Origin of the sequence: Massilia sp. ST3 (assembly GCF_018119405.1) — a bacterium.
Lineage (GTDB): Bacteria > Pseudomonadota > Gammaproteobacteria > Burkholderiales > Burkholderiaceae_D > Telluria.
In genome coordinates this window covers 1-9,837 of record NZ_JAGPWC010000114.1, presented here as the reverse complement: position 1 = coordinate 9,837, position 9,837 = coordinate 1, and the positions used below count along the sequence as shown (strand labels likewise).

Below are 9,837 nucleotides of genomic sequence, written 5' to 3'. Positions count from 1 at the left end.
TTCGTACTCGAACTACGGCACCCTGATCGACGTGGCGGCGCCTGGCGGCGACGGCAGCTACAGCGTGATCTCGACCCTGAACTCGGGCACCGGCGCCCCGGCTTCGGACAGCTATGCAGGCTACCAGGGCACCTCGATGGCGACCCCGCACGTGGCCGGCGTGGCCGCCCTGATGCTGGCGAAGAACAGCGCCCTGACCCCGGACCAGATCGAGTCGACCCTGAAGTCAACCGCACGCGCCTTCCCGGCATCGTGCTCGGGCTGCGGCACCGGCATCGTCGACGCCGCGGCAGCGGTCAACGTTGCGGCAGGCGGCGGTGGCGGCACCGGCACCACCCTGGCTGAAAGCGAGTCGAACAACACGATGGGCACCGCCGACATGGTCACCGCCAGCGGCACCACCGTGAACGCCAACATGGGTTCGACCAGCGACACCGACTACTTCCGTGTCGATCTGCCTGCAGGCAAGACCCTGAGCTCGGTCCTGACTCCGGGCGCCAGCGCCGACTATGACCTGTACGTCTATAACAGCGCGGGCACCCAGCTGGGCAAGAGCGAGAACGGCGCAGGCTCGGTCGACAGCGTGAATTCGTCGAACACCGGCACCACCACCTCGACCCGCTACATCCGCGTGGTGTACTACAGCGGCGGCACCGGTTCGACCAGCGGCAAGTACACCCTGAAACTGACCTGGTAAGTCATCTTCCGCTGCCGGTAACGGCATCTGAAAACAAGCGCGCGGCTTCGGCCGCGCGTTTTTTATTGGGGTACGCGCCGCGCACCAGGATATCTTCAAGTTGCCGTCTTTTAACAGAATATGCGAGACGATGCGCAATTGTTAAAGGAAATATTCTGTGAAATTAACCTTTGTCCGAAGAAACGATGTTTTTGAAAAATAAGCGGTTTCAGCTGTGGTGAAACCACCGAATCGGCGTCGATTTCGGCTGCGTTACCTCTAGCTTCCGCGATACCCTGCACGTCTTCATCCAAACGCACCGGCCCGCGCCGGTGACAGCCACGTACGAGGCGAGTCCTCGCTTGACGGAAACTAAACGTAAGGAAAACCATGCAGCGTTCGCACTCGATTCACCCAGCCATGTTGAAACTTTGCGCAGCGGTCTCGCTGGCAGCCGCCTCGGTCTCGGCCATGGCGGGTAACGGCGATGTCGTTCCCGGCCTGCTGGAAACCGACCGCATCATCGTGAAGTACAAGGATGCCGCACCGGCCGCCAAGGGCCTGGCGCGCGCCGCCGCCGTGACTGGCGACCGCAAGGCCAAGCTCGACCGTGCAGGCCAGCAGTTCGGCATGACCGTGCGCGAAAGCCACATCATCTCGACCGGCGCCCAGGTGTTCAAGCTGAACGGCAAGCGCGGCCTGAAGGACGTGCAGGACCTGGCCGCCGAAATGATGGCGCGCGACCCGAACATCGAGTACGCCGAGCCGGACCGCATCATGACCCACATGGCGACCGCCAACGACCCGATGTACACCCAGCAGTGGCACTACACCGACGCCACCGGCGGCCTGCGCCTGCCGACCGCCTGGGACAAGTCGACCGGCTCCGGCGTGGTCGTGGCCGTGATCGACACCGGCTTCCGTCCGCACGCCGACCTGAGCGGCCAGTTCCTGCCGGGCTACGATTTCATCACCGACACCTTCATGGCCAATGACGGCAACGGCCGCGACAGCGACGCCAGCGACCCGGGCGACGCCATCGCCGTGGGCGAGTGCGGCAACGGCCAGCCGACCCAGGCCCGTAACTCCAGCTGGCATGGCACCCACGTGGCCGGCACCATCGCCGCGCGCACCAACAACGGCGCCGGCGTCGCCGGGGTGGCCTACAACGCCAAGCTCGTCCCGGTACGCGTGCTGGGCAAGTGCGGCGGCTATACCTCGGACATCGCCGACGCCATCACCTGGTCGTCGGGTGGCAGCGTGAGCGGCGCGCCGGCCAACGCCAACAAGGCGCGCGTGCTGAACCTGTCGCTGGGCGGCGCCGGCGCCTGCAGCGCCACTACCCAGACCGCGATCAACGGCGCCCGTTCGCGCGGCGCGGTGGTGGTGGTGGCGGCCGGTAATGACGCCACCAACGTCGCCAACTTCAATCCGGCGAACTGCGCGGGTGTGGTCACCGTGGCGGCGACCGGCAAGACCGGCGGCCGTGCGTCCTACTCCAACTATGGCACCCAGGTCGACGTGGCCGCGCCGGGCGGCGACGCCGGCTACGGCGTGCTGTCGACGCTAAACGCGGGCACCAAGGCCCCGGCGTCGGACAACTACGCCTACTACCAGGGCACCTCGATGGCGACCCCGCACGTGGCCGGCACCGCGGCGCTGATGCTGGCGGTGAAGTCGACCCTGACCCCGGACGAGATCGAGGCCAAGCTGAAGTCGACCGCGCGCGCCTTCCCGGCGTCGTGCTCGGGCTGCGGCGCCGGCATTGTCGACGCCACCGCCGCGGTCAATGCGGCGCTGAGCACCAGCAGCGGCACGGTCCTGGCCGAGAGCGAGGCGAACAACACGATGGCAAGCGCCGACCTGGTGAGCGTGCGCGGCACCACCGTGAACGCCAACCTCGGCAGCACCACCGACACCGACTACTTCCGTGTCGATCTGCCGGCAGGCAAGACCCTGGTGTCGGTCATGACGCCGGGTTCCAGCACCGCCGACTACGACCTGTTCGTGTACAACAGCGCCGGCGCCCTGATGGGCAAGAGCGAGAACGGCCTCGGCGCGATCGAAACCGTGAACTCGGCGAACACCGGCAGCGCCACCTCGACCCGCTACATCCGCGTGGTCTACTACACCGGCGGCACCGGTGCGACGAACGGCAAGTACACCCTGAAGCTGAACTGGTAAAGCGGCAGGGTTGGACGACAGCGAACGCGCGGCCCTTGGGTCGCGCGTTTTTTTTGTCGTTTTTTTCAACACTCAAACCAGGGACACACTGCCTGCCGCCCCCTGGCGCGTCATCTTGGTATAGGGACAGAGGCGCTCGGCGCTGCGCACCAGGCCTTCCGCCAGCTCGCGCTCCACGCCCGGCAGGGCGATGCGCACGTCGGCGGTCAGCATATACAGGCCGTCCATCGGATCGCGTCCGAAGGCCACCTGCACGTCGACCCGCGCATCGGTGAGCGCCACGCCGGCGCGCGCCGCCAGCAGGTGCAGGGCGCCATGGAAGCAGGCGCCATAGGCGGCGGCGAACAGCTGCTCGGGATTGGTGCCGGCGCCCGCTCCGCCCAGTTCTTCCGGCAGGCGCAGCGTCACCTCCAGCCTGCCGTCGCTCGAGCGCGCCACGCCGGAAGCGCGCCCATGTCCGCTCTCGCCGCCGGTCACCGCCACCGTCGTGGTGTACAGGGGCAGGAAGTGCTCGCCCCGGTAGCGCTCGAGCAGGCTGGCGGGCGGCGGCTTGAGCGGCGTCATGTGCTAGGCCGCGACGGCGCGCTGGCGCTCCAGCCAGCTCTCCAGGTCCAGCTTGCCCAGCCAGGCCTGGCCGGCCGGGACCAGGGTATCGTCTTCCAGGCGGGCGCCGAAATAGCCCGCTTCCGGATCGGTCACGACCCGGCGCGCATCGCCCGTCAGCTCCAGGTAGTGCTGGACCACCTCGGTCATGCGCTGGCGCTGGGGACCCGCGATCTCCACCACGTCGTTGACCGGGGCGCCGAGCGTGAACTCGGCCATGGCCAGGGCCACGTCGTCGGCGGCGATCGGCTGCAGCCAGGCCGGCGACAGGTGGACATCCTGGCCCCGGGCGCCGGAGTGGGCGATACCACCCAGGAATTCGAAAAACTGGGTCGAGCGCACGATGGTGTAGGGGATGCCGGCCTCGCGGATCAGTTTCTCCTGCAGGATCTTGCCGCGGAAGTAGCCGCTCCCGGGCAGGCGGTCGGTGCCGACCACCGACAGCGCCACGTGGTGGCGCACGCCGGCGCGTGCTTCGGCGGCCAGCAGGTTGCGGCCCGAGGCGCCGAAGAAGTCGAGCACCGCCTGGTCCTCGAACGAGGGCGAATTGGCGACGTCGACCACGATGTCGGCCTTGGCGAGCGCCGCATCCAGGCCTTCGCCGGTGAGGGTGTTGACCCCGGATGCGGGCGAGGCGGCCAATACCTCGTGGCCACGTTCGCGCAGGATGGCGCACAGCTTGCTGCCGATGAGGCCACTGCCTCCGATGACGACGATCTTCATGATGAGTTCCCTGTAGAGTGGTAAAGCGGCCCCCGGGACATCCGGGCGCCATGTGTGGAGTCGCGCACCCAGTGTAGGCAGGCCACCCAAGCCGCGGTAGATCCGCGGCGGGCCGCACATTGTTGTGCGCCGCGCACCAATCTCCGGCGGCCGGCTTTGGTCTTAGCCGAGGCCCAGGCTGTCCAGGCAATGCAGGTCGAGGGCGCGCACCTGCAGGGTCATGTGGTCGATGAAGACCCGGATGCGCGCCGGCAGGTGGCGCCGGCTCTGGTAGCACAGGTAATGGCCGCGGTCGTCGGGCGCATAGGGCGACAGGCAGGCCAGCAGGCGACCGGCGCGCAGGTGCTCGCACACCTGGTAGCCGGCCAGCTGGGCCAGGCCTTCGCCGTCGAGCACGGCGCGCAGCACCAGGTCGGCGTCGTTGAAGCTGAGCGAGGAGGGCGGCAGGGTACGGCGCACCTGTCCGCCGACCTTGAATTCCCACTCGCACAGGCGGTTGGCGGCGTTGCGCAAGTGGATGCAGCGGTGCCGGACCAGGTCCTCGACCGCGTGCGGCATGCCGTGCAGCGCGACATACCCGGGGGTGGCGCAGACCAGCATCTGCATCGGGATCAGCTGCTTGGCGATGGCCTGGCTGTCGTCGAGGCGGCCGTTGCGGAAAGCCACGTCGATGCGATCGGCGATGAAGTCGGGCGCGCCGTCGTCCAGCACCAGGTCGATACCGACCTCGGGATAGCGTTCGCGAAAACCGCGCAGCAGGGGCGCGACCACCTTGCGGCCGAAGCCTACCGGGGCGCACACGCGCAGCTGGCCGCGCGGCGGGCCGGCCCGCAGGTCGCGCATTTCCTCCACGGCCTGCACGATGCGCTCGACGCCCGGCTTGCAGCTCTCATAGAACAGTTCGCCTTCGCCGGTGAGCGAGGTGCTGCGCGTGGTGCGCAGGAACAGGCGGGTGTCGAGCTGGGCCTCGAGCTTCTGCACGCTGCGGCTCACCGCCGAGCGCCCGATCCCGAGCCGCTCCGCCGCGCGGGCGAAACTGCCTTCGTGGACCACGGCGATGAAGGCCAGCACGCCGGCATAGGTAGTGGCGAAACTCGATGCCAGCGCATCGCCGCGCTCGCGTTCGGGCGGCTGCGCCAGCCTGCCGCCCGCTGCCTGGATCGCCGCCATTTCCATTTTCATCCGTGTCCTCCCCGCCCTGCTCGGCAATGCCTTGGTAAAGACATCGTAGTCAGGCGAACCGCGACCGGCAATGACAAAAAAACCCGCATTCATGCCACAGGGATTGGTGCCGGGCAGGCACCGGTGTGCGGCCCGGCACACGCCTACCGGGAACCCGGGACCCTTCCTACACTGGCCCTGTCCGATGACAAGCAATCACGCCGACAACAACAGGAGAAACTCATGTCCCAGCGTATCAACTACATGGAGCAGTCGCCCGAACTGTTCAAGAAATTCCTCGACTTCAGCCTCGCGTTCAGGCACTGCGCGATCGAAGAAAGCCTGCGCGACCTGGTGGAGATCCGTGCTTCCCAGCTCAACGGCTGCGCGTTCTGCCTCGACATGCACGTCAAGCAGGCGCGCATCCATGGCGAACGCGAACTGCGCCTGCACCACGTGGCGATCTGGCGCGAGTCGACCCTGTTCGTGCCGCGCGAACGCGCCGCACTGGCCTGGACCGAGGCCCTGACCCGCCTGCCGGAACAGGGCGTGCCGGCCGAGCTCTACGACCGCGTGCGCGGCCAGCTGTCCGAGCAGGAACTGTCCGACCTGACTTTCGTCGTCATGGCGATCAACGCCTGGAACCGCATCAGCGTAGCCTTCGCCGTGGTGCCGGGTTCCTACGACACGGCCTACGGGCTGGACAAAGCCAATCTGTCCTAGGAGGCGATATGGCGTTCATCAACAGCATGAGCAGCGCCCTGGCCCTGGCGGGCGGCCTGTTCCTCGCCCAGCCGGCGCTGGCCGCGCCCGCAGCGGCGCCCGTGTCCGTGGCTACCCTGATGACCAAGGCCATGGCCGACCATCCGGGCAAGGAGATCCTGGTCATCACGGTCGACTTCGCGCCCGGCGCCGTCGACCCTGTGCACCGCCACGATGCGCACGCCGTCGTCTATGTGCTCGAAGGATCGATCGTGATGGGCGTGAAGGGCGGGAAGGAGCAAGTCGTGAATACCGGCCAGACCTTCTACGAAGGCCCGCAGGACCTGCACACCGTGGGCCGCAACGCCAGCAAGACCAAGCCGGCGAAATTCCTGGTGTTCCTGGTCAAGGACGCGGGCAAACCCTTCTTCATCCCGGTGAAGTAGGCGCGCTCAGGCGTGCTGGCGGCGCCAGGCGCTCGGCGACTGGCCGAGGTGGCGCAGGAAACTGGCGCGCATGCGCTCGGGATCGCCGAAACCGACCTCCTCGGCGATCTGCTCGAGCTTGCGGTCGGACTGCTGCAGCAGGCGCCGCGCCGCCTCCAGGCGGAACAGCTCGATCGCCTTGGCCGGGGTGCGCCCGGTCTTGGCGCGGTAGACGCGCGCGAAGTTACGCGGGCTCATGCAGGCCTGGCTGGCCAGGGTGTCGACGTTCAGCTCGGTGCTGGCCAGGTGGGCGGCGATCCAGCGGTGCAGGGCGTCGAACTGGGCGCCGTCGCCGGCCTGCAGCGCCAGCTGGCTGCTATGCTGCGATTCGCCGCCGGCGCGGCGCACGTGAATCGCCAGTTCGCGCGCCACCAGCATGGCGAGCTCGTTGCCGTGGTCGGCCTCGACCATGGCCAGCGCCATGTCGATGCCGGTGCTGACCCCGGCCGAGGTCCAGACCGGATCCTGGCGCACGAACACCGCTTCCGGCTCCACCTGGACGGTGGGGTGCAGGCTGGCCAGGCGCTCGCACAAGGCCCAGTGGGTGGTGGCGCGGCGGCCGTCGAGCAGGCCGGCTTCGGCCAGCAGGAAGGAGCCGGTGCAGACCGAGGCGATGCGCCGCGCGTCGCAGGCGCGCAGCCAGGCGACCAGGGGCGCCAGGGCGTGGATGGCGGTCGCCATCTCGGCGCTGCCGGGCACCAGGACGGTGTCGGGATGGATGTCGGGTGCATCCAGGCTGACGGTGGCCAGCAGGGTGCCTTCGGCGGTGTCGACGACGGCGCCGCCGATGCTGGCCGTGACCAGGGCGTAGCCGGGCAGGCCGCGCTGCCGCAGGTGACGGTCGGCGCACCAGAACACGGTCTGGGCGCCGGCCAGGTCGAGCATGCAGGTGCCGGGATAGACGGCGAACACGATCTGCCGCACAGGGTGCGCCGGGGGCGTGTCAGGGACGGCGTTCATACGTTGACGATTTCATTGGACGAGCAGGCCGGATGGGCCTGCTTTTTCATTATAGGACGTCCCCGGCGCCGGCAAAGCTCATCCGTAGGAGGGATAGGGGTCCTCTCTTGCAACAATCGGCGTTTCCGCCGATACTGTATGGAATACCAGTAGTGTGCCCCGTCTGGGGCGGCCTCGATGAACGCCCCGGTCCGAAAAATCATCCATTGCGACTGCGATTGTTTCTACGCATCCGTCGAGATGCGGGACGATCCGTCCCTGCGCGGCCGGCCGCTGGCGGTCGGCGGTCGGCCCGACCAGCGCGGCGTCGTCGCCACCTGCAACTACGAGGCGCGGCGCTACGGCATCCATTCGGCCATGGCCACCGCCCAGGCCATCAAGCTGTGCCCGAACCTGCTGGTGATTCCGCCGGCGATGGAAAAGTACCGCATCGCTTCGCGCCAGATCATGGACATCTACCGCGACTACACCGAGCTGGTGGAGCCATTGTCCCTGGACGAAGCCTACCTCGACGTCAGCGATTCGCCCCACTGCAAGGGCAGCGCCACCCTGATCGCGCAGGAGATCCGGCGCCGCATCTTCGAGACCGTCGGCATCACGGCCTCGGCCGGCGTGGCGCCGAACAAGTTCGTGGCCAAGATCGCCAGCGACTGGAACAAGCCCGACGGCCTGTTCCTGGTGCGCCCGGAAGAAGTGGACGCCTTTGTCGCCGCGCTGCCCGTCAAGAAGCTGTATGGCGTGGGCAAGGTAACAGCGGAAAAGATGCACCGCCTGGGCGTGCAGACCTGCGCCGACCTGCGCGATTGGAGCATGGACCGCCTGCACGAGCACTTCGGCAGCTTCGGCGCCCGCTTGTACGACCTGTGCCGCGGCATCGATCACCGCGAAGTCAATATCTCGCGTGAACGCAAATCGATCAGCACCGAGGAAACCTATACCCCCGACGTGCCGGACCTGGCCGCCTGCCTGGCCCTGCTGCCGGAACTGGTCGAGCATCTGCTGGGCCGCATCAAGCGCAACGGCGCCGAAAAATTCATCAACAAGCTGTTCGTGAAGATCAAGTTCTCGGACTTCCAGCAGACCACCGTCGAGTGTGTTGGCTATGCGCCACATATCCCGACCTATGCCCATCTGATGGAAACCGGCTGGCTGCGCGCCGGCCGCCCGGTGCGCCTGCTCGGCGTCGGCGTGCGCCTGAGCGACACGGAAATCGCCGAGCAGCTGCGCCTGTTTGACGACCTGACAACATAAAAATTTTTTTGCGACAACTCGGCTGGGCATCAGCGTAGAATGTCGTTCCCTTGAAATACTGAAACAATCGGATAACAGCGTATGTGGTTCAAGAATCTCCAGATTTATCGCCTGCCCGCTCCCTGGGCATTCAACCCGGAACAGATGGAAGAAGCGCTCCAGCCGCAGGCGTTCACGCCTGCCAGCAGCAATGAGCTGCTGCGCCAGGGCTGGGATTCGCCGCGCGGCAACGGCAAGCTGGTCCACGTGGTCAACAAGCAGATGCTGATGATGCTGGGCACGGAAAAGAAGCTGCTGCCTTCGTCGGTCATCAACCAGGTGGCCAAGGCCAAGGCGGCCGAGCTGGAAGAGCAGCAGGGCTTCCCGCCGGGTAAGAAGGCGATGAAGGAGCTGAAGGAACGCGTGGCCGACGAGCTGCTGCCGCGCGCCTTCTCGATCCGCAGCAACGTCTGGGTCTGGATCGACCCGGTCAACGGCTGGCTGGTGGTGGACGCCGCCAGCCCGGCCAAGGCCGACGACGTGGTCAAGCTGCTGCTCAAGGCGGTCGACCGCATGCCGCTCGAATCGCTGCGCGTGCAGCGCTCGCCGGTGGCCGTGATGACCGGCTGGCTGGAAGCCGACGAAGCGCCCTATGGTTTCACCATCGACCAGGACACCGAACTGCGCGCCACCGGCGAAAGCCGCGCCGCCGTGCGTTACGTGAAGCACACCCTGGAGCCGGACGACATCCGCCGCCACATCGCCGCCGGCAAGCAGTGCACCCGCCTGGCCATGACCTGGAACGACCGCATCAGCTTCGTGCTGACCGAATCGCTGGCGATCAAGGGCGTCAAGCCGCTGGACGTGATCAAGGAAGGCGAGGCGCCGACCTATAGCGACGACGAGCGTTTCGACAACGACATCGTCCTGATGACGGGCGAGATGGCCAAGCTGCTGGCCGATGTGGTCGAGGCGCTGGGCGGCGAAGCCAAGGCCTGATCGCGGATCGTGTGCACCATGCACACGGTAGCGATCGCGCGTCGGCGGCGGAACCGCCGCCCCCCCGGGGGGGGGGGGGGGGGGGGGGGGGGGGGGGGGGGGGGGGGGGGGGGG

Annotated in this window: 10 protein-coding genes; 6 read left to right on the top strand and 4 right to left on the bottom strand. The window is 67.3% G+C overall.

What is annotated here, in order from left to right; translation table 11 throughout:
- Both KBW98_RS22955 and KBW98_RS22950 read left to right on the top strand, forming a co-directional pair.
- Positions 1 to 697 (top strand): S8 family serine peptidase (locus tag KBW98_RS22955; protein ID WP_211522486.1); only part of this gene is annotated, 697 nt, incomplete at its 5' end.
- A 399-nt stretch (positions 698 to 1,096) separates the two neighbouring features.
- Positions 1,097 to 2,860, top strand: a complete 1,764-nt coding sequence (locus KBW98_RS22950; RefSeq protein ID WP_211522485.1) for a S8 family peptidase — start codon at positions 1,097 to 1,099, stop codon at positions 2,858 to 2,860.
- A gap of 72 nt (positions 2,861 to 2,932) precedes the next feature.
- Here KBW98_RS22950 and KBW98_RS22945 read toward each other — a convergent pair whose 3' ends face one another.
- From KBW98_RS22945 to KBW98_RS22935, 3 genes are all read right to left on the bottom strand, one after another.
- Entirely contained in the window at positions 2,933 to 3,424 is a 492-nt protein-coding gene (locus KBW98_RS22945; protein WP_211522484.1) for an Ohr family peroxiredoxin, read from the bottom strand.
- A 3-nt stretch (positions 3,425 to 3,427) separates the two neighbouring features.
- Complete coding sequence (locus KBW98_RS22940; protein ID WP_211522483.1) at positions 3,428 to 4,186, bottom strand: SDR family oxidoreductase; 759 nt, start codon at positions 4,184 to 4,186, stop codon at positions 3,428 to 3,430.
- A gap of 162 nt (positions 4,187 to 4,348) precedes the next feature.
- Positions 4,349 to 5,356, bottom strand: a complete 1,008-nt coding sequence (locus tag KBW98_RS22935; protein WP_211522487.1) for a LysR family transcriptional regulator — start codon at positions 5,354 to 5,356, stop codon at positions 4,349 to 4,351.
- A 234-nt stretch (positions 5,357 to 5,590) separates the two neighbouring features.
- Here KBW98_RS22935 and KBW98_RS22930 point away from each other — a divergent pair, with 234 nt between their 5' ends.
- A complete protein-coding gene (locus KBW98_RS22930; protein WP_211522482.1) occupies positions 5,591 to 6,070 on the top strand; it encodes a carboxymuconolactone decarboxylase family protein in 480 nt (159 codons plus the stop codon).
- Positions 6,071 to 6,078: 8 nt separating this feature from the next.
- Entirely contained in the window at positions 6,079 to 6,495 is a 417-nt protein-coding gene (locus KBW98_RS22925; protein ID WP_211522481.1) for a cupin domain-containing protein, read from the top strand.
- A gap of 6 nt (positions 6,496 to 6,501) precedes the next feature.
- Here KBW98_RS22925 and KBW98_RS22920 read toward each other — a convergent pair whose 3' ends face one another.
- Positions 6,502 to 7,494 carry a GlxA family transcriptional regulator gene (locus KBW98_RS22920; RefSeq protein WP_211522480.1) on the bottom strand — a complete coding sequence of 331 codons (993 nt, stop codon included), beginning with the start codon at positions 7,492 to 7,494 and terminating at the stop codon, positions 6,502 to 6,504.
- Positions 7,495 to 7,671: 177 nt separating this feature from the next.
- Here KBW98_RS22920 and dinB point away from each other — a divergent pair, with 177 nt between their 5' ends.
- Together dinB and KBW98_RS22910 are read left to right on the top strand one after the other, a co-directional pair.
- The gene (gene dinB / locus KBW98_RS22915) at positions 7,672 to 8,745 is read left to right on the top strand and encodes a DNA polymerase IV (RefSeq protein WP_211522479.1); all 1,074 of its coding nucleotides are present in this window, start codon (positions 7,672 to 7,674) and stop codon (positions 8,743 to 8,745) included.
- A gap of 81 nt (positions 8,746 to 8,826) precedes the next feature.
- Positions 8,827 to 9,723 carry a recombination-associated protein RdgC gene (locus KBW98_RS22910; protein WP_211522478.1) on the top strand — a complete coding sequence of 299 codons (897 nt, stop codon included), beginning with the start codon at positions 8,827 to 8,829 and terminating at the stop codon, positions 9,721 to 9,723.
- Positions 9,724 to 9,837: the final 114 nt, after the last annotated feature.